At 64.3% G+C, this 24070-nt stretch carries 19 protein-coding genes; 6 read left to right on the top strand and 13 right to left on the bottom strand.

Annotation, left to right across the window (positions count from 1 at the left end; all coding sequences use genetic code 11):
• Positions 1-42: 42 nt before the first annotated feature.
• Positions 43-2922: a SpvB/TcaC N-terminal domain-containing protein gene (locus AC07YZ_RS14750; protein ID WP_494795274.1), complete on the bottom strand. Its 2880-nt coding sequence runs from the start codon at positions 2920-2922 to the stop codon at positions 43-45.
• Positions 2923-3004: 82 nt separating this feature from the next.
• Here AC07YZ_RS14750 and rpoH point away from each other — a divergent pair, with 82 nt between their 5' ends.
• Both rpoH and AC07YZ_RS14740 read left to right on the top strand, forming a co-directional pair.
• A complete protein-coding gene (gene rpoH, locus AC07YZ_RS14745; protein ID WP_413465813.1) occupies positions 3005-3979 on the top strand; it encodes an RNA polymerase sigma factor RpoH in 975 nt (324 codons plus the stop codon).
• Positions 3980-4214: 235 nt separating this feature from the next.
• A complete protein-coding gene (locus tag AC07YZ_RS14740; protein ID WP_494795273.1) occupies positions 4215-5939 on the top strand; it encodes a sensor domain-containing diguanylate cyclase in 1725 nt (574 codons plus the stop codon).
• A gap of 87 nt (positions 5940-6026) precedes the next feature.
• Here AC07YZ_RS14740 and AC07YZ_RS14735 read toward each other — a convergent pair whose 3' ends face one another.
• The 10 genes from AC07YZ_RS14735 to AC07YZ_RS14690 all read right to left on the bottom strand — a co-directional run bounded on the left by AC07YZ_RS14735 (position 6027) and on the right by AC07YZ_RS14690 (position 17772).
• Positions 6027-7061: a metallophosphoesterase gene (locus AC07YZ_RS14735; RefSeq protein WP_494795272.1), complete on the bottom strand. Its 1035-nt coding sequence runs from the start codon at positions 7059-7061 to the stop codon at positions 6027-6029.
• A 10-nt stretch (positions 7062-7071) separates the two neighbouring features.
• Positions 7072-8619 carry a lysine--tRNA ligase gene (lysS, locus tag AC07YZ_RS14730; protein WP_494795271.1) on the bottom strand — a complete coding sequence of 516 codons (1548 nt, stop codon included), beginning with the start codon at positions 8617-8619 and terminating at the stop codon, positions 7072-7074.
• A 211-nt stretch (positions 8620-8830) separates the two neighbouring features.
• Positions 8831-9547 carry an ABC transporter ATP-binding protein gene (locus AC07YZ_RS14725; protein ID WP_226494301.1) on the bottom strand — a complete coding sequence of 239 codons (717 nt, stop codon included), beginning with the start codon at positions 9545-9547 and terminating at the stop codon, positions 8831-8833.
• Between the two features lie 12 nt (positions 9548-9559).
• Entirely contained in the window at positions 9560-10330 is a 771-nt protein-coding gene (locus AC07YZ_RS14720) for an ABC transporter ATP-binding protein (RefSeq protein ID WP_226494302.1), read from the bottom strand.
• A gap of 13 nt (positions 10331-10343) precedes the next feature.
• Positions 10344-11429, bottom strand: a complete 1086-nt coding sequence (locus AC07YZ_RS14715; protein ID WP_226494303.1) for a branched-chain amino acid ABC transporter permease — start codon at positions 11427-11429, stop codon at positions 10344-10346.
• A 13-nt stretch (positions 11430-11442) separates the two neighbouring features.
• Entirely contained in the window at positions 11443-12372 is a 930-nt protein-coding gene (locus tag AC07YZ_RS14710) for a branched-chain amino acid ABC transporter permease (RefSeq protein WP_226494304.1), read from the bottom strand.
• Positions 12373-12603: 231 nt separating this feature from the next.
• Positions 12604-13911 (bottom strand): replication-associated recombination protein A, encoded by a 1308-nt coding sequence (locus AC07YZ_RS14705; protein ID WP_494795270.1) that lies wholly within the window; start codon positions 13909-13911, stop codon positions 12604-12606.
• Between the two features lie 17 nt (positions 13912-13928).
• On the bottom strand, positions 13929-14564 hold the full coding sequence (gene lolA, locus AC07YZ_RS14700) for an outer membrane lipoprotein periplasmic chaperone LolA (RefSeq protein ID WP_494795405.1): 636 nt from the start codon (positions 14562-14564) through the stop codon (positions 13929-13931).
• 46 nt (positions 14565-14610) lie between these two features.
• Positions 14611-16971 carry a DNA translocase FtsK gene (locus AC07YZ_RS14695; protein WP_226494307.1) on the bottom strand — a complete coding sequence of 787 codons (2361 nt, stop codon included), beginning with the start codon at positions 16969-16971 and terminating at the stop codon, positions 14611-14613.
• 126 nt (positions 16972-17097) lie between these two features.
• Positions 17098-17772 carry a Crp/Fnr family transcriptional regulator gene (locus AC07YZ_RS14690; RefSeq protein WP_226494308.1) on the bottom strand — a complete coding sequence of 225 codons (675 nt, stop codon included), beginning with the start codon at positions 17770-17772 and terminating at the stop codon, positions 17098-17100.
• Between the two features lie 157 nt (positions 17773-17929).
• Between AC07YZ_RS14690 and trxB the strand changes: the two genes are divergently transcribed.
• From trxB to rpmG, 3 genes are all read left to right on the top strand, one after another.
• Complete coding sequence (trxB, locus tag AC07YZ_RS14685; RefSeq protein WP_494795269.1) at positions 17930-18877, top strand: thioredoxin-disulfide reductase; 948 nt, start codon at positions 17930-17932, stop codon at positions 18875-18877.
• 212 nt (positions 18878-19089) lie between these two features.
• The gene (gene rpmB / locus AC07YZ_RS14680; RefSeq protein WP_056269541.1) at positions 19090-19323 is read left to right on the top strand and encodes a 50S ribosomal protein L28; all 234 of its coding nucleotides are present in this window, start codon (positions 19090-19092) and stop codon (positions 19321-19323) included.
• A gap of 12 nt (positions 19324-19335) precedes the next feature.
• Positions 19336-19506: a 50S ribosomal protein L33 gene (rpmG, locus tag AC07YZ_RS14675; RefSeq protein ID WP_068173845.1), complete on the top strand. Its 171-nt coding sequence runs from the start codon at positions 19336-19338 to the stop codon at positions 19504-19506.
• Between the two features lie 193 nt (positions 19507-19699).
• Here rpmG and AC07YZ_RS14670 read toward each other — a convergent pair whose 3' ends face one another.
• Together AC07YZ_RS14670 and AC07YZ_RS14665 are read right to left on the bottom strand one after the other, a co-directional pair.
• Positions 19700-20926, bottom strand: a complete 1227-nt coding sequence (locus tag AC07YZ_RS14670; protein ID WP_494795268.1) for a DesA family fatty acid desaturase — start codon at positions 20924-20926, stop codon at positions 19700-19702.
• Positions 20927-21092: 166 nt separating this feature from the next.
• Positions 21093-22361, bottom strand: coding sequence for an RsmB/NOP family class I SAM-dependent RNA methyltransferase (locus AC07YZ_RS14665; RefSeq protein ID WP_226494310.1), 1269 nt, complete (start codon positions 22359-22361; stop codon positions 21093-21095).
• Between the two features lie 79 nt (positions 22362-22440).
• Here AC07YZ_RS14665 and AC07YZ_RS14660 point away from each other — a divergent pair, with 79 nt between their 5' ends.
• Positions 22441-24060, top strand: coding sequence for a peptide chain release factor 3 (locus AC07YZ_RS14660; RefSeq protein WP_494795267.1), 1620 nt, complete (start codon positions 22441-22443; stop codon positions 24058-24060).
• Positions 24061-24070 lie beyond the last annotated feature (10 nt).

The following is a 24070-nucleotide window of genomic DNA, read 5'->3' as shown; positions in this document are numbered from 1 at the left end:
GGGCTTGTGTTGTGCTTGCGCTCTGTTCGTCTTGCTTCAGCGTCAGTACTGGGTACTGCTCACCGTGGCTTTCTTGAGTCGCCCGATCTGCCAGTCCGCTCCTGTTGTCTTGGCCGGGTGGTACTCGTTGACCGTGAGCTTGCGGTGCTTGAGCGCACCTCCTTGCAAGATGTCGACCTGCACCTGCGTGATGTCACCGAACTGGCGCACCGTGCCTGAGGTGTCGGCCGTGCCACCGAGCTGACGCGAGCTCTCGATCACGGGCATGACCGCTCCGTTCAGGTCCCAGCTGGACTCAGTGGTCTTGATTGGGAAGACGTGGTACACCAGCCCGGGCGTGGCCAGAGGACAACCCGATGAGGCGGCGGCTCCCATGGTTTGGTAACAGCCGTACGCCACCTCGGTTCGCTTGAGTACCCCCGCATTGCCCGCATTGGCCAAACGCGTCTCGCTCGTTGTCACCTGACCCACATAGGGATGCACCTGCGGGTACTGGGAAAAGGTCTCCACGCCTGTGGCTTCTTCCTTCACCTTCATCCACGCAAAACCCAGGTTGCCTCGACCTCTGCCCGGGCCACTGGCCTGCTCTCCCTTTAAGCCACCGTAGGAATACAAAGACCCATTGGATCCGCCAACACCATTGCTTTGGGTGGTTCGCCTGACCAGGCGCATCGGCATTTGCAGATCTCTGAGGGGATAGACGGCATCGTTGGCCTTGCCGTAGACCTCTTGCCCCTGAGCAGACATACCTTGGTACGTAATGCCCACAGTAGTACTGCCACGGGTTATTTCTTGAATCACGGGCCGTTCATTCTTGAGCGAAAACGAGAAACGCCAGTTGCCGCCCGAACCCGTGTAGGCGGCAAAGTCATTGATACCATCACCGTTGTAGTCGCCTTGGGCCTCGTTGTGGGCAGCACCTGACCACATGGAGCAATTGAAGTTCGTCCCGGTGGAAAGACACATCCGCCACTGGCCCAAACTACCGTTGTAGGCCGCCAGATCGGTGCGTCCATCACCGTTGTAGTCGCCCACGGCGCCCTGCAACCCGGCGTTGTGCGCCGTCCAGTCTGAGCAATTGAACGTTTGACCCGTTGACAAACAGATCTTCCAAGGCGCGACCCCTGACCCTGGCGTGCCAAGGAACCCGGCCATATCGATCAGCCCATCGCCATTGAAGTCCCCCAATGTGGTCTTGCTCACTCCACCCGTGTGGCTAGTCATAAGCGAACAATTGAAACCGCCGCCATTACCAAGGCAAACATGCCACTGTCCATTGCTGCCGGTGTAGCCCGCCATGTCATCCAAGCCATCACCATTGAAGTCAGCCGTCAGGTTGTTGTCGGGGCCACCGCCATGCGAGGTCCAGTTGCTGCAGGAAAACGCAGACCCCGTGGACAAGCACATCTTCCAGATTCCATTGGCACCCGAGTAGTACGCCATATCGGTGCGGCCATCGCCGTTGAAGTCTCCACCGACGTTCTTGGCAACCCCACCCGAATGGCTGTACCAGTAGGTGCAGCTGAAATTCGAACCGACGGACAAACAGACCGCCCATTTGTCGGCCGTACCCGTGTATCCAGCGATGTCGGCACGCCCGTCACCATTGAAGTCACCCGTAACAACCCCCTTGACACCCACGGCCGTGGCCTGCCACAACGAACAATCGAACGCAGGAGCAGCAACGGTTGCGGAAGCCAAACAAACGTGCCAGTCTGCTCCGGACCCGGTGAAGCCCATCATGTCGCTTCGGCCATCTCCATTGAAATCGGCGGTGATGTTGTTGTCTTTCCCTCCCCCATGGCTGACACCGAAAGCACTGGTGTACTCATCAGGCCCAACCGACCCCCAACCAAAGGTCGCCGGAGCCAGGCACTTGTTGTCCTTGTCGCACAACTGCACCGACGCCAGTCGGGACCCGTAGAGGTTGGAAGACGCGTCGTATGTCAGCTTCGTGCGCTGGACCACCGCAGTGCCGATACGGGTTTCAATCTGCGTCAACCTAGCGTAAGGGGCAATCAGCGAGCCGACCTGGTAGCCACGATAGATGTCCGGCCGCACCTCGTAGATGAAATGCACCGAGCGCCCGGCATAGCCAACGCTTTGCAAACGCCAATCTCCGCCAGCGTTGTCCTCACCGTAGTTGAAAACCATGGTGTTGCCCTTGACGTCGCCAACCGAGTGCACCGCCCAGGTAGCCACCACAACCTTGCCTTGCGCTTCGATGCGCGAGTCCTCAGTGGTCCCGTATTGCAGAGTACGCCCGTCTTTGGTGTAGACCGTGAAGCTCTCGGGGCCATTGGCGGCGTTTCCGGCAGCCGCTCCATTGGCCACCACTTTGCTGAATTGATCAAACTCGGTTCTGTATTCGCTGCCCGCTGCACCATAGCCACCGCTGACCAGCATGAGCCGCTGACCATCCATGCAGAAGCGGTCATTGCCATCGTGATTCACCCGGCCTTGCACGCCATCCGTGGCCAGCGTCCCCGGGCACCGCGTAATGCTTGACTCGCCATCAAGCGACCAGCCCAACCCGGCGATTCCATTGCCCCCTTGACTGCTGTAGTTCAACGACAGGCTGGGCGCCATACCCGCAACCCCGGGCGGCACTTGAATAGGAATGCTGTAAATGGCTGCGCCACTGGGCGAGACGGAAAACTCGCCGGGCGTATGGCCCGGCACCAAAGTCTGCGCCTGCGCCATCCCTAAGACCGCCAAAGCGCCCACCAGGGAAAAACGGACACACAACTCCACCAAACGCCGACTGCGCGGCACGCCAAACCATTCCATGGGAATACCCCTCCGCTGCGGCACCGATGACCGATAGAGGTCGGTGCACTTGTCCATATAGGTGACTATCTGTGAAAAATTGTATCCTAACAATGCAATCCTTTTCATTGGTTTTTTGGCGTTCTTGAGCATCAAAACCCCTCCCCACCCCGGCCATGGAACTTCCGCCTTAGCACTCGCTCACAGAGAGTGCTAACATGAACAGCAAGTCAACCTGAGGAGGGTTTTCACGATGTCTGCGTCTCTTGTCCCCGCCGCCCTGCCGTCCGCCACACTGGCCACGGTCAGCCCCTGGGCGAGCCGTTCGCTGACCCTGCCCGCGCTGGGCAACCTGGACGCGTACATTTCGGCCGTCAACCGCATGCCGCTGCTGACGCTGGAAGAAGAACAAAGCGCCGCGCGCCGCCTGCGCGATGGCAACGACATCGACGCCGCCGGGCAGCTGGTGCTCTCGCACCTGCGGCTGGTGGTGTCCATCGCGCGCCAGTACCTGGGCTACGGTCTGCCACACGGCGACCTGATCCAGGAGGGCAATGTGGGCCTGATGAAGGCCGTCAAGCGCTTTGACCCCGATCAGGGCGTGCGCCTGGTGAGCTACGCCATGCACTGGATCAAGGCCGAGATCCACGAATACATCCTGAAGAACTGGCGCATGGTCAAGGTGGCGACCACCAAGGCCCAGCGCAAGCTGTTTTTCAACCTGCGCTCGATGAAGCAGGGCTTCCGCTCGGAAGCGCTGGACGGCGACACCCACCGCGAGGCGTTTTCCGACGGCGAGGTGGACGTGGTGGCGCGCGACCTGAACGTCAAGCCCGCCGAAGTGCGCGAAATGGAAACCCGGCTCTCGGGGGGTGACGTGGTGCTGGACCCGACCCCGGGCGACGATGGCGAAGACAGCTTCGGCCCCATCGCCTACCTGGCCGACGCCACCCACGAGCCGACCGCCGTGCTCGAATCGGCCGAACGCGACGCGCTGGCCACCGAAGGCGTGGCACGCGCCATGGGCGAACTCGACGAGCGCTCGCGCCGCATCGTGACGGAGCGCTGGCTCAAGGTGAACGACGACGGCTCGGGCGGCATGACGCTGCACGAGCTGGCGGCCGAGTACGGCGTGAGCGCCGAGCGGGTGCGCCAGATCGAGGTGGCGGCCATGAAGAAGATGCGCAAGGCACTCTCTGCTTTCGCCTGACCCGGCCCGGCTCACCCCTCAGGCCCCAGACGGCAACTTGCCGGCTGGGGCTTTTTCACGTGGGCGGGTGTCGCAAACAGGCCGCAACCCGCAGGCCATGGGACCGGGCGCCAGCGATGACCACGCGGCCCTCGGCCGGTGGCGACACAATCGGGAGATGCTTCACACGAACCTGGCGGCCCGGGCTTCCGCCCCGCCCGCCCGCCCCCTTTTGCAGGCCTCCCTCCGCCGATTCATGGCGCGGCTGCTCGGGTTGGCGCTGTCGCTGTGCGCCAGCGCATTCGCCGCACCGGCCACCACCCCCTCCAGCCTGCCCCCGGTGCTGCTCGACGGTTCACTGAAAAGCGTGCATCTGGCCCAGCGCAGCGCCTGGTGGGTGGACCCCGACGGCCAGCTCACGGTGCAGGACGTGGAGCAGCGCCAGGCCGACCTGCCGTTCGATTTGCGCGCGGGGCAACACCGCCTGCGGCTGGAAGGCAAGGCCGCGCTCTGGATCGGCTTCACCGCCTGGGCCCAGGACAACAACGCGCACTGGGAGTTGGAGTTGGCGCGCTCGGGCACCGACAGCGTGAGCCTGTACCACCGCGGCGCCAACGGCAGCTGGATTGAGCAGCACGCGGGCGACCGCCTGCCCGTAAACGCCTGGGCGTCGCCCGACCGCTACCCCGTGTTCAAGCTGGCCCCGCGCAGCGATGCGCCGGTGGCCTACTGGGTGCGCATCCAACACGCGCGCGTCCCGTTCTCGGGCGAGCTGTTCATCCACAGCCACGACCAGTTGCGCGAGCAGCGCATCCACCAGCAGTTCATGCTGGGCGCCTATTTCGGCATGACCTTGTTGCTCGTGGTGGTGGCGGTGGCCAACGCGCTGGTGTTCCGCGACAGCAGCTTTGCCGCCTACGCGATCTACATCACGCTGCTGGGGCTGTCGCTGGCGGCTTCGCTGGGGGTGGGAGGGCAGTTCCTGTGGCCCGATTCCGCGCGCTGGAACGGCGCGGCCGAGTTCGTGCTGATGCCACTGGCGGCGGTGGCCGGGCTGCTGTTCGTGCGCCACCTGGTGCAGCCGCGGCGCACCGGGCGTTGGCTGGACCGCCTCTCGCTCAGCCTGGCAGCGGTCATGCTCGGTCTGGTGGTCCTGGATCAGGTGGCCCCGTCCCAATGGAGTTTCGAGGCCATCACCGCCACGGGCGCGCTGGCCATGCTGCTGGTCTACGCCCTGCTCTGGACCGCCTGGCGCAGCCGGGAGGGCTGGGCGCGCTGGATCGCCCTGGGCATCCTGCCGGTGCTGCTGGCCGGCGCGCTGCCGGTGATGCGCAATTTCGGGCTCATCTCCTCGGGCTTTCTCTCGCAGTACGGCATGGTGATCGCGGCGGCCATCGAAGCGCCCCTGCTGATCTATGGCCTGCTGCAGCGCTCGTCCATGCAGCACGAGTCGCAGACCCGCGCCAAGGCGCTGGCGGTCACCGAGCCGCTCACCGGCCTGACCAACCGGCACAACTTCATGCTGCGGCTGCACGACAGCCTGATCCGCGCCCAGCGCTACAACCACCACAACGCCCTGCTCCTGATCGACCTGGACAACCACGAGACGTTCGCGCGCGAGCACGGCCGCGAAACCGCCGACCGGGCCCTGGTGCTCACCGGCTCGCGCCTGCGCTCGGTGGCGCGCGACGTGGACACCGCCGCGCGGGTGGGCGACAACAGTTTTGCCCTGCTGATGGAGGGCCCGGTGCGCACGGCCCAGGCCGTGGCCGCGGCCACCAGCATCGTGGCCAGTGGCCTGCGCCCCTCGGATCTGCTGCCGGTGGGCACCTCGCTGCGCTTCAAGGTGGTGGTGGCGCTGCTGCCCGACGGTGGACACGAACTTCAGGCCGACGCCCAGGCCCACCTCGCCTGGCTGCGCATCGCGCTGGACGAGTTGCTCGCCGACAAGCGCAAACACATCCTCACGCTGAACTGCTGACGCGGACACCTGAACTGGCTTCGCCAGGCCGCATCGCGTTGCCCCCTGGAGGGGGCGTGCGCAGCGCGGAGGGGGGGGTGTTTCGGTCTAGCGCCGCAGCTCCACCACATCGATCGTCGGCACCACCGCCAGACGCGCCGGCGGGCCGATGGTGCCAATGCCGGGCGTGACCAGCAAGGGCCCCGCCGGGGTGGTGTACAGACCGTTCCACCACGGTTGCTCGGTGTTGGTGTGGCGCAGGAACCAGGGCGTGAGCCCCGGAATCCAGATCTGCCCCCCATGGGTGTGCCCGGCCACCGAGAGAAACGCGGCCGAAGGCGGCAGCAGCGCCACGGTGTCGGGCTGGTGCGTGACCACCAGGCGGGCGGGCACCGGGGTGGTCCCCGATGGCCACAGCGCGCGGATCTGCGCCTGGGGTTGACCACCCCAGAGATCGTCCAGCCCCACCAGTTCCCAGCCGCGCCAGGCCAGGGTCCGGCCGTCGAGCAGGCGCACACCGTGGGCCTGGAGCGCCGCGCGAAGCGGCTCGGTGAGGTCCGGCCCCGGGGCCTGCACATCGTGGTTGCCCATCACCCCGAACAGCGGCGCCCGGACCTGGGCCAGGGGCGCCAGGCCGGCATGCAGGTCGCGCGGCGGCTCGTGCACCCAGTCGCCCGCCACCAGCACGGCGTCCACCTCCAGCGCGTTGAGCCGCTCAACCAGCCGCTGCAACTGGTGGTCCCGCAGAAACAGGCCCCAGTGGATGTCGGCGATCACCGCCAGGCGCACCGGCTGGGCGCCCGCCGGGATGCCGGTGAGCGTGGTGGTGCGCACCCGGATGAGCTCGGGCTCCACCAACGAGGCCCACAGGCCAACGGAAACAAACAGCGCCCCCAGCAGCGGGCGCCAGCGCCGCGACCAGGGCAGCGCAACGGCCTGCGCGATCAGCCCCCACAGCAGGAACGGCCCGGCCAGGCGGGCGCCCCAGAAGAGGCCGAGCATGATGAAGTTGCGCAGCTCCAGCCGCGGGGTGTACCAGCGCCCGCCGTAATCCCACAGACTGATGCCCACGGACAGCAGCGCCGCCAGCGCGAACAGCCGCCACGCCCACCGGCCACTTCGCTGGATCGACGCCCCGATCATGGACCGAGGGTCAAGCCTCGCGGCGCAGGGCCGGGAACAGGATCACGTCGCGGATGCTGGGGCTGTCGGTCAGCAGCATCATCAGGCGGTCGATGCCGATGCCGCAGCCGCCCGCCGGGGGCATGCCGTATTCCAGCGCGCGGATGAAATCGGCGTCGTAGTACATGGCCTCTTCGTCGCCACCGTCCTTGGCCGAGACCTGGGCGTGGAAACGCGCGGCCTGGTCTTCGGCGTCGTTCAGCTCGGAGAAGGCGTTGCCGAATTCGCGACCGGTGATGTAGAGCTCGAAGCGCTCGGTCACTTCCGGGCGGTCGTCGTTGGCGCGGGCCAGCGGCGAAATCTCGGTCGGGTGGTCCATGATGAAGGTCGGGTTCCAGAGCTTCTCTTCCACCGTCTCTTCAAAGTACAGCACCTGCAGGCTGGCCAGGCTGCGCGTGCTGAGCTGGTGCTTGGCTTCGGACAGGCCGAGCTTCTTCAGCGCCTCCAGCAGCCAGACCGCGTCGTCCACGCCGGCACCGGCCTCGGTGTACTTCAGGATCGCTTCGCGGATGGTCAGGCGCTCAAAGGGCGAGACCACGTCCACCGGTTTGCCGTTGTAGGTCAGCGGCGCATCACCGTGCACCTGGCGCACCACGTGGCGGATCAGCTGTTCGTTGAAGTCCATCAGGTCGCGGTAGTTCCAGTACGCCGCGTAGAACTCCATCATGGTGAACTCGGGGTTGTGGCGAACGCTGATGCCTTCGTTGCGGAAGTTGCGGTTGATCTCGAACACGCGGTCGAAACCACCCACCAGCAGGCGCTTGAGGTACAGCTCGGGCGCGATGCGCAGGAACATCTCCTGGTCCAGCGCGTTGTGGTGCGTCTTGAACGGCTTGGCGTTGGCGCCACCGGGAATGGGGTGCAGCATCGGCGTTTCCACTTCGAGGAAGCCGTGGCTCACCATGAAGTCGCGGATGCTGGAGAGCGCCTGGCTGCGGGTGACGAAGCGCTTGCGTGCGCTCTCGTCGGTCATCAGGTCCACATAGCGCTGGCGGTACTTGATCTCCTGGTCGTGGATGCCGTGGAACTTGTCGGGCAGCGGACGCAGGCTCTTGGTGAGCAGGCGCACGCGGTCGGCGTGGATGGTGAGCTCGCCGGTGCGCGTGCGCATCAACACGCCTTCGGCGGCCACGATGTCGCCCAGATCCCAGTGCTTGAAAGCCGCCAGCGCCGCCTCGCCCACGCTGTCGGTGTTCAGGTAGATCTGGATGCGGCCACCCGAGGGACCCAACGACGCGTCCTGCAGCGTGGCAAAACTGGCCTTGCCCATGACGCGCTTGAGCATCATGCGGCCCGACACGCTGGCGCGCACCGGCGTGGCCTCCAGCGCCTCCTTGCTCACCTCGCCATGCGCCGCGAACAAGGCCGCGGCCTTGTCGGCCGGCTTGAAGTCGTTCGGGAAGGCCACACCCTTGCCCTCTTGCTGGGCCACACGCAAGGCCTTGAGCTTCTCGCGGCGCTCCGCAATCAGCTGGTTGTCGTCGGAAGCGGGGGCGGCTTGGGCGTGGTCGGTGGTCATGGTGTTGGGCAATGAAAAACGGGTTGCGCCTCAAGAGGCGCAACCCGTCATTGTAAGTTCCGGTGAAATCTGGAATCCGGTGCTTTGCCCATCGGGCCTTGCACAGACCATATCCGGCGCGCAATGCCTTGAACCCAGAATGCGGCGGAACCGGCTCCGCCGGGCCGCTCGCGTTGCCCCCTGGGGGGGGCGCGGGGGAGGAGGGGCGGGCTCAATGCCCGAGGTAAGCCTCGCGAACCTTCGGGTCGGTCAACAGGTCCTTGCCGCTGCCCGTCATGGTGATTTCACCTGAGTCCATCACGTAGCCGCGATCGGCGATCTGCAGGGCGCGCTGGGCGTTCTGCTCCACCAGCAGGATGGTCACGCCCTGGGCCGACACGTCGCGCACCACCTCGAAGATCTTGTCGACCATGATGGGCGACAGGCCCATGGACGGCTCGTCGAGCAGCAGCACCTTGGGCCGGCTCATCAGCGCACGCGCCATGGCCAGCATCTGCTGTTCGCCACCCGACATGGTGCCGGCGAGCTGGTCCTTGCGCTCTTTCAGGCGCGGGAAGATGCCGAACATGCGCTCGATGTCGTTGGCGATGCCCGCCTTGTCGGAGCGGATGTAGGCGCCCATCTGCAGGTTTTCGGTAATGGTCATGCGGGTGAACACGCCCCGGCCCTCCGGCACCATGGCCAGGCCCTGCTTGACCAGGTCCCAGGCGCCTTTGCCGGCGATGCTCTGCCCCAGGTATTCGATGTCGCCGCCTTCGAAGGCCAACGAACCGGTGACGGCCTTCATGGTCGTGGTCTTGCCTGCGCCGTTGGAGCCGATCAACGAAATGAGCTCGCCTTCGCGCACTTCCAGATTGATGCCCTTGACGGCCTTGATGCCGCCGTACGCGACCTTCAGGCCGCTGACTTTGAGTAGTGTGTTTGCCATGTTCTTGTGTCCTCAGGCGCCGCCGGTGCCCAGATAGGCTTCGATCACTTTCGGGTCGCTCTGCACCTCGGCCGGCGTACCGGACGAGAGCTGCTTGCCGTAGTCCAGCACCGTGACACGGTCGCACAGACCCATGACCAGCTTCACATCGTGTTCGATCAGCAAGATGGTGCGGTTGTCCTTGCGGATGCGGTCGATCAGCTCGCGCAACAACACCTTTTCCGTGGCGTTCATGCCCGCGGCGGGTTCGTCCAGCGCGATCAGTTGCGGATCGGTGGCCAGCGCACGCGCGATCTCCAGCCGGCGCTGATCGCCGTAGCTCAGGGTGCGCGACTTGAAATCGGCGAATTTGGCAATGCCCACGTACTCCAGGAGCTCGTGCGCCCGTTCCGTGATTTCGGCCTCTTCGCGCTTGAAGCCCGGGGTGCGCAGCACCGCGCCGACCAGGCCGGAGTGGGTGCGCACGTGGCGCCCGACCATCACGTTCTCCAGCGCCGTCATTTCGGCGAACAGGCGGATGTTCTGGAAGGTACGGGCAATGCCCGCCTTGGCCACTTCGTGCACCGCGGTGGGCGTGTAGGGTTTGCCCGCCAGCTCAAACGAACCGCTGTCGGGCGTGTACAGGCCCGTCAACACGTTGAAGAAGGTGGTCTTGCCCGCGCCGTTGGGACCGATCAGGCCATAGACCTGACCGCGCTTGATTTCGATGCCCACATCGCTCAGGGCCTGCAGGCCACCGAAACGCTTGGAGACATTGGCGACTTTGAGAATCGTATCGGTCATCTGGTTGCTCCGCTCACTTGCTCAGGGATTTGCCGTGCTCGGGCGCGGGCCACAAGCCTTTGGGGCGGATCAGCATGACCACCACCATGGCAAGCGCGATCAACAACTGGCGCAGGATTTCCGGAGCGAGACGACCGTCGGTCATGGCGGTCAGCGGGTGCGCCACATGGCGCAGCAGTTCAGGCAAGCCGGCGAGCAACAAGGCCCCCAGGATCACACCCGGGATGTGCCCGATGCCGCCCAGCACCACCATGGCCACCACCATCACCGATTCCATCAACGAGAAGGACTCGGGCGACACGAAGCGCTGGAACGAGGCGAACAACACACCCGACACGCCGCCGAAGGTGGCGCCCATGCCGAAGGCCAGCAGCTTGAGGTTGCGTGTGTTCAGGCCCATGGCCTTGGCGGCGATTTCGTCTTCACGGATGGCCATCCAGGCGCGACCGATGCGCGAGTCCTGCAGCCGGTAGGACAGGATCACCGCCCCGACCACGAAGAACAGGAACAGGTAGTAGTACAGCGTGACCGGCTGGAAGGTGTAGTCGCCAATGGTCAGGCGTTGGCCCAGGTCGAGGCCGAACACCGAGATGGTGTCGATCTGGCTGATGCCCTTGGGACCGTTGGTGATGTTCACCGGGCGGTCCATGTTGAGCAGGAAGATGCGGATGATCTCGCCAAAGCCGAGGGTGATGATGGCCAGGTAGTCGCCACGCAGTTTGAGCGTGGGCGCGCCCAGGATCATGCCGACGACGCCCGCGATCACCGCGGCCACGATCATCACGATCCAGATGCTGTAGTGAAGGCCATTGGGGAACATCGCCTTGATGGCCGGAAAGGTATCGGCCAGGTGCGGCGACCCCAACAGCGCAAAGACATAGGCACCCACCGCGAAGAACGCGATATAGCCCAGGTCCAGCAGGCCGGCGTAGCCGACCACGATGTTCAGGCCCAGGGCCAGCAACACGTAGAGCAGGGCGATGTCAAGAATACGCACCCAGGAGTTGCTGCCGGTGGACTGCAGCAGGACGGGCAGGAGCAGCAGGGCTGCGCCCGCGAGCAGGAAAACGATCAGTTTGCCGGATTTGGTGTTCATCATGATGGTCAGCTCCTCAGGCACGGTCCGCCACGCGTTCGCCCAGCAGGCCCGAGGGGCGCAGCGTCAGCACGATGGCCAGCACGATGAAGGCAAAGATGTCGGTGTACTGGCTGCCCAGTATTCCCCCCGTGAGCTTGCCGAGATAACCGGCGCCCAGCGATTCGATCAGGCCCAGCGCAATGCCGCCGACCACCGCACCGGCCAGGTTGCCGATGCCGCCCATGACGGCCGCCACGAAGGCCTTCAGGCCGGGCATGAAGCCCATGGCGTGCTGCACCGTGCCGTAGTTGGACGCCCACATGATGCCGGCGATGGCGGCCAGCATGGCGCCGATGATGAAGGTGGCGGAAATCACCACATCGGGCTTGATGCCCATGAGCGCGGCCACGCGCGGGTTTTCGGCCGTGGCCCGCATCGCCCGCCCCAGGTTGGTGCGGTTGACCAGCCACATCAGGAACGCCAGCGTGAGGGCCGTGGTCGCCAGAATGGTGATCTGCGTGACCGAGATCACCGCGCCCCCGAGGTGCACCGGATCGGTGGAGAGCATGTTCGGGTACGACTTGGGGTTGGGCTTCCAGATGATCATGGCAAAGGTCTGCAAGAGCAGCGACATGCCGATGGCCGTGATCAAAGGGGCCAGACGCGAGGAATTGCGCAATGGCCGGTAGGCCAGTTTTTCGATCGTGTAGTTGAGCGCGGCGCAGACCACCATCGCGATCAACGTGGCGAGCAGCAGGATCAGCCACAGCGGCATGCCGGGCGATGCCTCCCGCATGACGCCGATGATGGTCCAGCTGGTGAGCGCGCCCACCATGAGCACGTCACCGTGCGCGAAATTGATCAGTCCGATGATGCCGTACACCATGGTGTAACCCAAGGCGACCAGCGCATACATGCTGCCCAGAACCAGACCGTTGATGATCTGCTGTAGCAAGGTTTCCATGAAAAAGTTCTCCGTGTTTTTATCGGGCCCAGGCGGATTGCCCAATCTGGCCCGATTCAACTTAGCAAAAAACCCGCCAGGCTCGACCTTGAACAGGACAGACTGCGGGTTGGTGGCGGCATTGTATCGAGGCGGTTTGGGTGTTCTTATGCGTGTAAGCCCTTAGATATCGCGGGTTTACCCTGATTTTTGACCGCAGCGAGTCACTGCATCAGAGCGATTGGTATTTCATTAGTTTTTTTGATTGTTCAGTTTCTTGAGTTCCCGCAGCTTATCGGCGATGCGGATCTCCAGCCCCCGCTCGACCGGGCGGTAAAACCCCGGCTCGGCCATGCCCTCGGGCAGGTAGCGCTCCCCGGCAGCGAAGCCGTCGGCCTCGTCGTGCGCGTAGCGGTAGCCCTTGCCGTAGTCGAGCTCCTTCATGAGCTTGGTCGGGGCGTTGCGCAGGTGCATGGGCACCGGACGGGTGCCATCCTTCTTCACGAAGGCCTTTGCCTCGTTGAAGGCCTTGTAAACCGCATTCGACTTGGGTGCCACCGCCAGGTACACCACACACTCGGCCAGGGCCAGCTCGCCCTCGGGCGTGCCCAGGCGCTCATAGACCTCGGCCGCGTCCAGCGCCAGGCGCAGCGCGCGGGGGTCGGCCAGCCCGATGTCCTCGCTGGCCATGCGGATGAAACGCCGCGCCATGTAGCGCGGATCCGCACCACCGTCGAGCATGCGCACGAACCAGTACAGGGCCGCGTCCGGGTCGGAGCCGCGCACGCTTTTGTGCAGCGCACTGATGGTGTCGTAGAACTGCTCGCCCCCCTTGTCGTAGCGGCGCATACGCTCGCCCAGCACACGCATCAACCAGTCGTCGCTGACTTCCGGCAGCTTTTCGCGTGCGGCCGCCACCGCCAGGGTCTCCAGGGTGTTGAGCAGGCGGCGCGCATCGCCATCGGCATAGGCGATGAGGCGGTCGGCCGCGGCAGCCTGCACCGGTGGCACGGCGTCGATGGCCTGTGCCTTGCCGATGATGCTGCGCAGATCGTCTTCGGCCAGCGGCTGCAGCACATAGACGGCCGCGCGCGAGAGCAGTGCCGAGTTGACCTCGAACGAGGGGTTCTCGGTGGTCGCCCCGATGAAGGTGAACAGGCCCGACTCCACATGCGGCAAAAAGGCGTCCTGCTGGCTCTTGTTGAAGCGGTGCACCTCGTCCACGAACACGATGGTGCGCTGCTGGTGCAGGCCATCGCGCGCCGCCTGGGCCTGCTCCACCGCTTCGCGGATGTCTTTCACGCCCCCCAGCACGGCGCTGATGGTGATGAACTGGGCATCGAAGGCGTCGGCCATGAGCCGGGCGATGGTGGTCTTGCCCACGCCCGGAGGCCCCCAGAGGATGCAGCTGTGCGGCTGGCCCGACTCGAAGGCCAGGCGCAGCGCCATGCCTTCGCCCAGCAGGTGCTGCTGGCCGATCACCTCAGCCAGCGTGCGCGGCCGCAGGCGCTCGGCCAGCGGCGTGTGCGGCGATGCGCGGGAAGCGGCGGGCGAACTCACGGCGCGAAAGTGTTCGCTCAGGGGCGGATCACGTCGGCCCCGGCGGGCGGCGTGAAACGGAAACGCTCGGCCTTCAGCGCCACGTTGTCCTGCCACTGGCCAAACGTCAGCACCGATCGCTGGCCCAGGCTGTCCGCGATCTCCAGCGTGGCGAGCTGTCCTTGGCGAAACCCGACGCGCACGCTCTGCAACTGGCCGTCCTTGTTGCGCGGGCGCGCTTCCAGCCATTCCAGCCCGTCCTGCGCGGGCGCCGCCTGCAGCTCGAACACCTCGGACAACGCGCGCATGTCGGTGCCCGCCGCGATCAGGGCGGCCGGCGTGCTGCCCAGCACCTCTTGCTGCTTGCGCGCGGTCACCTGGTTGAGATCGACGTCGTAGAGCCAGAGCGTCTGGCCATCGGCCACGATGGTCTGCTCAAACGGTTTGGTGTATTCGAAACGGAAGCGGTTGGGCCGCAGGAACTCGAAGCGTCCGCTGGAGGTCTTGCTGCGCGCCACGGTTTCGCCCGTGCGTTTGGGCGAGGTCACGACCTGGGTGAAGCTGGCCTGCGCACTGTTGACGTCGCGCAGGAACTGCTCCAGGTCTTTCAGGCCATCGGCGTGGACAGCGAAGGTGGTCAGCGCAAACGCTGCGGTGGTGAGGAGTTTTTTGATCATGTCGGGTCGGACCCGTTTGCGGTCACAAGGTTGCACCGTGGGTTCATTCGCCACGCGATGGCACCAGAATGTCGCGCTGCCCACTCGATGTGAGCGCACTGACCAGGCCCGCGTTCTCCATGTCCTCCAGCAGGCGGGCCGCACGGTTGTAGCCGATCTTGAGTTTGCGCTGCACGTAGGAAATGCTGGCCTTGCGGTCCTTGAGCACGATTTCCACCGCCTGGTCGTACAGCGCGTCCTTTTCGCCGTTGCCGCCACCGCCGTCCCCGAACATGTCGGCGCCATCGCCATCGCCCGCGGCGCTTTCCAGCACGCCGTCGATGTAGTTGGGTTCACCGCCCTGCTCTTTCAGATAGGCCACCACACGGTGCACCTCGTCGTCGCTGACGAAAGCGCCATGCACGCGGATCGGGAAACCGGTGCCGGACGGCATGTACAGCATGTCGCCCATGCCGAGCAGGCTCTCGGCCCCCATCTGGTCGAGGATGGTGCGGCTGTCGATCTTGCTGCTCACCTGGAACGACAGCCGGGTCGGAATGTTGGCCTTGATCAGGCCGGTGATCACGTCCACGCTGGGTCGCTGGGTCGCCAATATCAGGTGGATACCGGCCGCGCGCGCCTTCTGCGCCAGGCGCGCGATCAGTTCCTCGATCTTCTTGCCCACCACCATCATCAGGTCGGCCAGTTCGTCGATCACCACCACGATGTACGGCAGGCGCTCCAGCGGCTCGGGTTGCTCGGGCGTCAGACTGAAGGGGTTGCCGATGATGTCGCCACGCGCCCTGGCCTCGTCGATCTTCTGGTTGAAACCCGCGAGGTTGCGCACACCCATCTTGCTCATGAGCTTGTAGCGCTTCTCCATCTCGCCCACGCACCAGTTCAGGCCGTTGGCCGCGTGCTTCATGTCGGTCACCACCGGCGCGAGCAGGTGCGGAATGCCCTCGTAGACGCTCATCTCCAGCATCTTCGGGTCGATCAGCAGCAGGCGCACGTCCTTCGCATCGGCCTTGTACAGCAGCGAGAGGATCATGGCGTTGATGCCGACCGACTTGCCCGAACCGGTGGTGCCGGCCACCAGACAGTGCGGCATCTTGGCCAGATCGGCCACGACGGGCTGGCCGCCGATGTCCTTGCCCAGACCCATGGTCAACAGCGACTTGGCGTCGTTGTAGACCTGCGAGCCCAGGATCTCGCTGAGCTTGATCATCTGCCGCTTGGCATTGGGCAGCTCCAGCGCCATCAGGTTCTTGCCGGGAATGGTCTCGATCACCCGGATCGACACCAGCGAGAGCGACCGCGCCAGATCGCGGCCCAGGTTGACGATCTGCGAACCCTTCACCCCGGTGGCGGGTTCGATCTCATAGCGCGTGATCACCGGACCTGGCGCGGCCGCCACCACCCGCACCTCCACACCAAAGTCCTTGAGTTTCTTCTCGATCAGGCGGCTGGTCATCTCCAGCGTCTGGCTGTCCACGCCCGCCTGGTGCAGCGGCGCGCCGTCCAGCAGGTCCACCTGCGGCAGCTTGCTGTCGGGCATCTCGGTGAACAGCGGCTTCTGCCGCTCCTTGGCCACACGCTCGCTCTTGGGCACATCGATCAGGGTGGGCTCGATCACCACCGGCATGGGATGGTGCTCTTCAATCTCCACCCGCTCGACCTTGACCACTTCCTCACGCTCACGAGCCGCCTGCTCACCGATGCGCTGGTCTTCCACCGCTTCGCGCTTCTCGCGCCGGGCTTCAAACCAGCCGTCCAGCGTGAAACCCAGACTTTCGGCCCAGTGCCCCCAGGAAAAGCGAAACACGCGCGGCAAGCACAACACCAGCAGCGCGAGCATGGCCAACGCCGAACCCGTGAACCCCAGCCAGCGCATGGCCAGCGTTCCCACGGCATGGCCCAGCACGCCCCCTGCATGCCCTGGCAACAGCCCCTCCAGGCGGTACAGCCGGCTCCACTCCAACGTGGTGCTGGCCACCAGCAACAAGCCCAGCGCGAGCCAGAAAACGGCGCGCTGACCCCGGATGCGTTGCCACACGGTGACTTTGTCCAGCGAATGCGCCTCGTCGTCCGCATCCAGCCCCTGGTACCCCCGTATCCAGCGTGCCAGCGCCGACAGCCAAGCCCGCACACCGGCGAAAAAGCACCACCAGACCGAAAAACCCAGCAGGAAATAGCTCCAGTCGGCCAGCAGGGCGCCGAACCGGCCACCCCAGTTGCCCGCCTCCGGCCGGGTACCCGTGGTGCTCCAGGCCGGGTCGGCCAGCGAGTGGCTCAGCAAGGCCAGCAACCAGAACGCCAGCGCCGCGGCGCCCAGCACGAGCCCGATCTCCTGGGCAAAACGGGTCACCCCCGCCGGCGCCGGGTTGGCACGGTCGGCGTTGAGCGTGTTGAGTGAATAGGTCATAGTCTTCGCAATATTCCGAGGGCAAGCTTACCCCATGGAGATGCGTGTTCACGCCCGGCGCAAGGGCATCCAAGCGCAGGCGGCTGAGCCGCACGAAGGCAACCCCCGCGAGACGGCCAACGTCGGTCAGCCCAATGAATTGAGGCGTTCCTTGATGACGGTGCTGCCGTCCTCCCCCAGCTCGATGAAACCCCGGTCTTCCAGGTCCTTCATCACCCGGCTGACCATTTCGCGCGAGGCGCCGATCATTTTCGCGACGTCCTGGCGCGAGACCCGGTCGCGGATGACGAGCTGGCCATCCTTGCCGGGTTGCGCGAACTCCAGCAGCGCGCGGGCCACCCGCCCATAGACATCCATCAGGGCGAGCGATTCGATCTTGCGGTCGGCATGGCGCAGGCGCTGCACCAAGCCCTTCATCACGGCATAGGCCATGGAGGTGTTTTCCGGCAGGCAGCGCGCGAACTCCACCCGCCCCAGAATCAACACGTCGGTCTGCACCTCGGCACGCACCGTGGCCGAATGCGGCTGGTTGTCGATCAGACTCATCTCCCCCACGTAGTCACCCGGGTTCATGGTGGCCAGGATCACCTCACGACCACGGGCGTCGGCGGTCACCACGCGGGCCCGCCCCGTCAGCACGATGGCCAGGCAGTTGGACTTCTTCCCCTGCTCGACGATGCATTCGCCGCGCTTGAAGCGCCGCTTGACGACCGCATCGGCCACCGATTCGGCCTGCGCCTGCGTCAGCGTGGAAAACAGCGGTACCCGGCGAATCAAATCCAGATTGGACAGGATGGACATGTGTTTATTCCTATGCTTGGACTGCGGACGCAGCGCTCTTTCATACAATGACTTCGATCACCTGCCCACCCTCCCAGGTTGAGCACAAGGCCGCGGAAGCCGCGAATCAACGTCAACTCTAAACCACTTGCCCCAAAGTTCGATGGGGCCTTGCAACATGAAGCACTCCAAAGTTCTCATTCTGGGATCGGGCCCCGCCGGCTACACGGCCGCGGTCTATGCCGCCCGCGCCAACCTCAACCCCGTGCTCGTCACCGGCATCGCCCAGGGTGGTCAACTCATGACCACCACCGACGTGGACAACTGGCCTGCCGATGTGGACGGTGTGCAGGGCCCCGAACTCATGCAGCGCTTCCTGGCCCATGCCGAGCGCTTCAAGACCGAGATCGTGTTCGATCACATCAATGCGGTGGATTTCTCCAAGCGCCCGTTTGTGCTCAAGGGCGACAGCGGTGAATACAGCTGCGACGCCCTGATCATCGCCACCGGCGCCTCGGCCAAATACCTGGGCCTGCCCTCTGAAGAAGCCTTCATGGGCAAAGGCGTGTCAGGTTGCGCCACCTGCGATGGCTTTTTCTACCGCGAGCAGGACGTGGCCGTGGTGGGCGGCGGCAACACCGCCGTCGAAGAAGCCCTGTATCTGTCCAATATTGCCCGCAAGGTCACCCTGGTGCACCGTCGCGACACCTTCAAGGCCGAACCTATCCTGGTCGACAAGCTGATGGAGAAAGTCGCTGCGGGCAAGATCGAACTCAAGACCCATTTCACGCTCGACGAGGTGCTGGGCGACCAGAGTGGCGTGACCGGTGTGCGCCTGAAAAGTGCGAAGACCGGCGAGACCGAAGACCTCACGCTCAAGGGCTGCTTCATCGCTATCGGCCACAGCCCCAACACCGACATCTTCAAAGGCCAGCTCGAGATGAAGGACGGCTACATCGTCACCCAGTCCGGGCTGAAGGGCATGGCCACCATGACCAGCGTGCCGGGCGTGTTTGCGGCCGGCGATGTGCAGGACCACGTGTACCGTCAGGCCATCACCAGCGCCGGCACCGGCTGCATGGCCGCGCTCGACGCCCAACGCTTCCTGGAACAAAACGAGTCCTGACGAGCGGCTGCCGAGTGGCACTGGAGCGCGATTTCCCTTCGCGCTATAATTCAAGGCTTTGCTGCGTTTGACCGACTCACGGTTGTGCGTGACGAATTCGGGTTACCGCCACCCTTTCCTGGCGAGGTGAGGCTGGAACGCCAGATGCAGAACGGGCACATGTCCCACGGCATCCTGGGCCAACAGCTGTATATAAGTATCGGAGTGTCCTCATGGCACGCGTCTGCGACGTCACGGGCAAGAAGCCCATGGTCGGGAACAACGTTTCCCACGCCAACAACAAAACCAAGCGCCGGTTCCTGCCGAACCTGCAATACCGCCGTTTCTGGGTCGAGAGCGAAAACCGCTGGGTTCGCCTGCGCGTGTCGGGCGCTGCCCTGCGCCTGATCGACAAGAACGGCATCGACGCCGTGCTCGCTGACCTGCGCGCACGCGGCCAGGCATAAGGAGCACACACCATGGCAACCAAAGGCGGACGCGAAAAGATCAAGCTGGAATCCACTGCGGGTACCGGCCACTTCTACACCACCACGAAGAACAAGAAGACCACGCCCGAGAAAATGCTGATCAAGAAATTTGATCCCAAGGCTCGCAAGCACGTGGACTACAAGGAAATCAAGCTGAAGTAATTCAGCGGGATACCACCCAACAAAAAAGCCGCTGTGAAAACAGCGGCTTTTTTGTTGGGGAAAAACAATCTCAAGCGTGTCCGGCGCGAAATGTCTCAACCCAGAACACCGTGGAACCGGCTTTGCCGGGCCACTGGTGTTGCCCCCTTGAGGGGGTGACGTGCCGCAGGCGCGGCGCCGGGGGTGCAACCCCTCAAGCGTGCGCGGAGCGCAGGCGAATCGAGAAATCCCGCAACGCGGCGATGCCACTTTCTTCGGCCCGACGACACCAGGCCTGCAAGTCGCTGGCGAGCTGTTCGCGCGTGACGTTCGTGCTGGACCACAGGGCACGCAGCTCTTCGCGCATGGTCACCATCTTGTCGAGCACCGGATGCTCGGCTCGGGCCAATGCCAACTGGGGTTTGACATCAGCCGGCACCTTGTCGTCATCGCGGTGCAGCCAGCGGCGGGCCGTGTCCAGAACCGATGCATCGGCGCTGCGGGACCTCAGACCTTCGATCTCGCGCTTGCAGGCGGTGCGCAGTTCACGCGCAAATCCGGCCATGACTTCATACCGGTTGGCAATGATGGCCTCCAGCGTCTTTTCATCCGCCACCGGTTTAACATCCCCAAAGGCCATCTTCGGTGGCAGCTTTTTCACGTGGGCCAGGCCCAGCGACTTGAGCACACGGATATAGAGCCAGCCGATATCAAACTCGTAGGGTTTGACCGACAGTTTGGCGGATGTGGGGTAGGTGTGGTGGTTGTTGTGCAGCTCCTCGCCGCCAATCAGAATGCCCCATGGCGAGACGTTGGTGCTGGCATCGGTGGCTTCAAAGTTGCGGTATCCCCACCAGTGGCCAATGCCGTTGATGATGCCGGCGGCGGTGATCGGAATCCAGATCATCTGGATCGCCCACACCGTCAGGCCCAACACGCCAAACAGGGCAACATTGATGATCAGCATCAGACTCACACCCAGGCGCGAACGCCCGGTGTACACGTGACGCTCGATCCAGTCGTCCGGGGTGTTGTGCCCGTAGCGTGCCAGAGTCTCCTGGTTCTTGGCCTCGGCCCGGTACAACTCGCTGCCTTCCCAGAACACCTTCTTGATGCCAAACACCACAGGGCTGTGGGGATCACCTTCATGTTCACACTTGGCGTGGTGCTTGCGGTGAATCGCCGTCCATTCCTTGGTAACCATACCGGTGGTCATCCAAAGCCAGAACCGGAAAAAGTGCGAGGCCACCGGGTGCAGATCCAGTGCACGGTGCGCCGAGTGGCGGTGGAGGTAGATGGTGACGCTGGCAATGGTCACATGGGTCAACACCAGTGCCACAACCATGGCTTGCCACCAGGCAGCGCCGGTCAGCCCATGGGCCAGGAACTGGATCAGGCCATCCCACAGAAGGGGAAAAGCCCCCGAATCGGAAGAGAACATTGATTTCCTAAAAGAACGCCTGAAAGCGTTCGGATCAAACAAACCTGGCCCACGAACGAATCGGGCCGAAGGGACGGCTCAATTTTAAAGGCGGGGGTGCAAATCACCTAGCCACAGCAGCCAAACGGAGAAAGTCCAGCCGAAAATCGGGGTTTTTACCGGATTTTCAAGGCTTTTTCCGCCAGACGGCGGCAAAGAAGCCGTCTGTTGCATGCCGATGCGGCCACAGGCGCATCCAGCGACCCTGCTCACCCGAGCACAGAGACGCGGCCTGTGGCACGTGCAGGCTCTCCAGCAAGGAGGACACGGGCACCGCTTCAAACTCGGGATGGGCCAGGGCGAAGGCCTCGCAAACCGCCTCGTTTTCCGCCCGCAGCAGACTGCAGGTGGCGTACACCAGCCGCCCACCGGGTTTGAGCAGGCGCGCAGCGCTGTGCAGGATGGCCAGTTGCAGTTCCGACTGCGCTGCCACGGTCTGCGGTGTCTGCCGCCATTTCAAGTCAGGGCTGCGGCGCAGCGTGCCCAAGCCAGAGCACGGCGCATCCACCAGCACACGGTCGATCTTGCCCGCCAGGCGCTTGATGCGGTCGTCGCGCTCGTGGGCGATGGCCACGGGGTGCACATTGGACAGTCCGCTGCGTGCCAGTCGGGGCTTGAGGGCATCGAGCCTATGACCAGAGGTGTCAAACGCATACAGGCGACCGCTGTTGCGCATGGCCGCACCAATGGCCAGCGTTTTTCCACCAGCGCCCGCACAAAAGTCCACCACCATTTCACCCCGCTTGGCGTCCAGCAGCAGTGCCAGCAGCTGTGACCCCTCGTCCTGCACTTCCACGTCGCCTTGCGTGAAGGCCGGCAGTTTGGCCAACGAAGGTTTGCCTTGCAATCGAATGCCCAGCGGTGAATACGGCGTGGCTTCGCAGACCAGCCCCGCCTGCTGCAACTCGGCCAAGGCCATTTCGCGCTTCTTCTTCAGCACATTCACGCGCAGATCCAGCGCGGCCGGCTGGTTCAGACTGGCCACAAGCGCATCGAACTCATCACCCACCTGCTCGCGCAATGCGGTCGCCAGCCAATCGGGCAAGTTGTGGCGGTGCTGTGCCATCAAGTCGGCGTCGTTCACGGCCAGGCAGTGGTCCCACCAGGTCTTTTCCGCATCGGTCAGCGCGCTCTTGAGAAAGTCGCGATCGCCCGGAAAACCCAGGATGGCGAGCCGGCGCCACTTGGAACCCGTGCCGGAACGGGCCAGCCATTCCAACTTCAGCCGCTCACGCAGGATGGCATAGACCGAGTCGGAAAGCGTGGCACGCTCGCGCGGCCCCAACGATCGGTTTTCGCGGAAATGGCGGGCCACCACGGCGTCGGCGGGGTGGTCAAATTTGAAAACCTGTTCGATCAGGATGGCGCATTCGTCGAGGAGGGCTTTGGGGTGCATAGCCCCGTATTGTCCCCTCTGAACGAGCCCCCTGCGCCGCTGCGCGACTTCCCCCAGGGGGGAACGATAATCATGGGCTATGTCCGAAATTGCCAAACAGGTGAAGCGTCGCCGTACCTTCGCCATCATTTCCCACCCCGACGCGGGTAAAACAACCCTGACCGAGAAGCTGCTGCTGTTCTCGGGCGCGATCAACATCGCCGGCTCTGTCAAGGCGCGCAAAGCCGCGCGCCACGCCACCAGCGACTGGATGGAGATCGAGAAACAACGCGGAATTTCGGTGGCTTCATCGGTCATGCAGATGGAATACCGCGACTGCGTGATCAACCTGCTCGACACACCCGGTCACCAGGACTTCAGCGAAGACACCTACCGCGTGCTCACCGCTGTGGACGCCGCGCTGATGGTGATCGACGCCGGCAACGGCGTGGAACCTCAGACCCGGCGCCTGCTGCAGGTCTGCCGCGCGCGCAACACACCCATCCTCACCTTCGTCAACAAGATGGACCGAGAGGTGCAGGCCCCGCTGGACCTGATGGACGAAATCGAGCGTGAGCTGGGCATGACGGTCGTCCCGTTCACCTGGCCCGTGGGCATGGGCAAGACCTTCCGTGGCGTGTACGACCGGCGGACCGACCAGATGCGTGTGTTCGCCGCGGGCGAAGACCGCCGGGGCGGCGAAGAGGAGGTGCTGGCTGGACTGGACAATGCCGAGAGCCTGAAACGCTTTGGTGCCGAGTTCGAACAGGCGCGTGACGAGCTCGAACTGGTGGCCGGTGCATCTCCAGCCTTCGACGAGGCTCAGTTCCTGGAAGGCAAGCAGACGCCCATGCTGTTCGGCTCGGCGGTGAACAACTTCGGCGTTCGCGAAGTCCTGGACGCTTTGGTTGATCTGGCGCCACCTCCCGGCACACGCGCCGCGATCCAGCGCATCGTGCAACCAGACGAACCCAAGTTCACCGGCGTGGTGTTCAAGATCCAGGCCAATATGGACCCGTCCCACCGGGACCGGATCGCCTTCGTGCGTCTGGCCAGTGGCCACTTCGAACGTGGCATGAAGCTCAGGGTGGTGCGCTCCGGCAAGGACCTGCGCCCCAACACCGTGGTGAGCTTCCTGTCCCAGCGTCGAGAGCTGCTGGACGAGGCCTTTGCAGGTGACATCATCGGCATCCCGAACCACGGCGTGCTGCAACTCGGCGACACACTCACCGAAGGTGAGAACCTCCAGTTCACCGGCCTGCCCTTCTTCGCACCGGAAATCATCCGCAGCGTGGAAGTGGCCGACCCTCTGCGCAGCAAGCAACTGCGCGCCGGTCTGACCCAGCTCGGTGAAGAGGGTGCGATCCAGGTCTTCCGTCCGGTGGCGGGTTCGGTCCTGTTGCTGGGCGCTGTGGGTCAGCTGCAATTCGAAGTGGTCGCGCACCGACTGGAGCACGAATACGGCGTCAAGGCACGCATCATGGGAAGCCCCTACCAGGTGGCCCGCTGGGTGACCTGTGCGCCGGAGGACGGTGGCGAGGTTGAGCTGAAAAAGTTCATCGACGCCAATAGCCACCGGGTGGCACTGGACGCGGTGGACGCGCCCACCCTGTTGGTGGACCACCAGGCGACGCTGCGCGCCGTGGAGGCCAACTGGCCGAAGATCAAGTTCCACGCGATGCGCGAGCATGCGGGTCTTGTGTTCCACAAAGGCGTGTAGCCGCCGCACC

Source organism: Hydrogenophaga sp. GW101-3F08 (assembly GCF_059424585.1).
Note: the sequence above shows the minus strand (reverse complement) of the source record. Positions and strands in the feature narration are given on the sequence as shown.

Excerpts from the sequence above, each read along its gene's own strand:
- AC07YZ_RS14750 (WP_494795274.1), bottom strand. The coding sequence starts at position 2,922 with ATGCTCAAGAACGCCAAAAAACCAATGAAAAGGATTGCATTGTTAGGA.
- AC07YZ_RS14740 (WP_494795273.1), top strand. The coding sequence starts at position 4,215 with ATGGCGCGGCTGCTCGGGTTGGCGCTGTCGCTGTGCGCCAGCGCATTC.
- AC07YZ_RS14735 (WP_494795272.1), bottom strand. The coding sequence starts at position 7,061 with ATGATCGGGGCGTCGATCCAGCGAAGTGGCCGGTGGGCGTGGCGGCTG.
- lysS (WP_494795271.1), bottom strand. The coding sequence starts at position 8,619 with ATGACCACCGACCACGCCCAAGCCGCCCCCGCTTCCGACGACAACCAG.
- AC07YZ_RS14725 (WP_226494301.1), bottom strand. The coding sequence starts at position 9,547 with ATGGCAAACACACTACTCAAAGTCAGCGGCCTGAAGGTCGCGTACGGC.
- AC07YZ_RS14720 (WP_226494302.1), bottom strand. The coding sequence starts at position 10,330 with ATGACCGATACGATTCTCAAAGTCGCCAATGTCTCCAAGCGTTTCGGT.
- AC07YZ_RS14715 (WP_226494303.1), bottom strand. The coding sequence starts at position 11,429 with ATGATGAACACCAAATCCGGCAAACTGATCGTTTTCCTGCTCGCGGGC.
- AC07YZ_RS14710 (WP_226494304.1), bottom strand. The coding sequence starts at position 12,372 with ATGGAAACCTTGCTACAGCAGATCATCAACGGTCTGGTTCTGGGCAGC.
- AC07YZ_RS14695 (WP_226494307.1), bottom strand. The coding sequence starts at position 16,971 with ATGACCTATTCACTCAACACGCTCAACGCCGACCGTGCCAACCCGGCG.
- AC07YZ_RS14690 (WP_226494308.1), bottom strand. The coding sequence starts at position 17,772 with ATGTCCATCCTGTCCAATCTGGATTTGATTCGCCGGGTACCGCTGTTT.
- trxB (WP_494795269.1), top strand. The coding sequence starts at position 17,930 with ATGAAGCACTCCAAAGTTCTCATTCTGGGATCGGGCCCCGCCGGCTAC.
- rpmB (WP_056269541.1), top strand. The coding sequence starts at position 19,090 with ATGGCACGCGTCTGCGACGTCACGGGCAAGAAGCCCATGGTCGGGAAC.
- rpmG (WP_068173845.1), top strand. The coding sequence starts at position 19,336 with ATGGCAACCAAAGGCGGACGCGAAAAGATCAAGCTGGAATCCACTGCG.
- AC07YZ_RS14670 (WP_494795268.1), bottom strand. The coding sequence starts at position 20,926 with ATGTTCTCTTCCGATTCGGGGGCTTTTCCCCTTCTGTGGGATGGCCTG.
- AC07YZ_RS14665 (WP_226494310.1), bottom strand. The coding sequence starts at position 22,361 with ATGCACCCCAAAGCCCTCCTCGACGAATGCGCCATCCTGATCGAACAG.
- AC07YZ_RS14660 (WP_494795267.1), top strand. The coding sequence starts at position 22,441 with ATGTCCGAAATTGCCAAACAGGTGAAGCGTCGCCGTACCTTCGCCATC.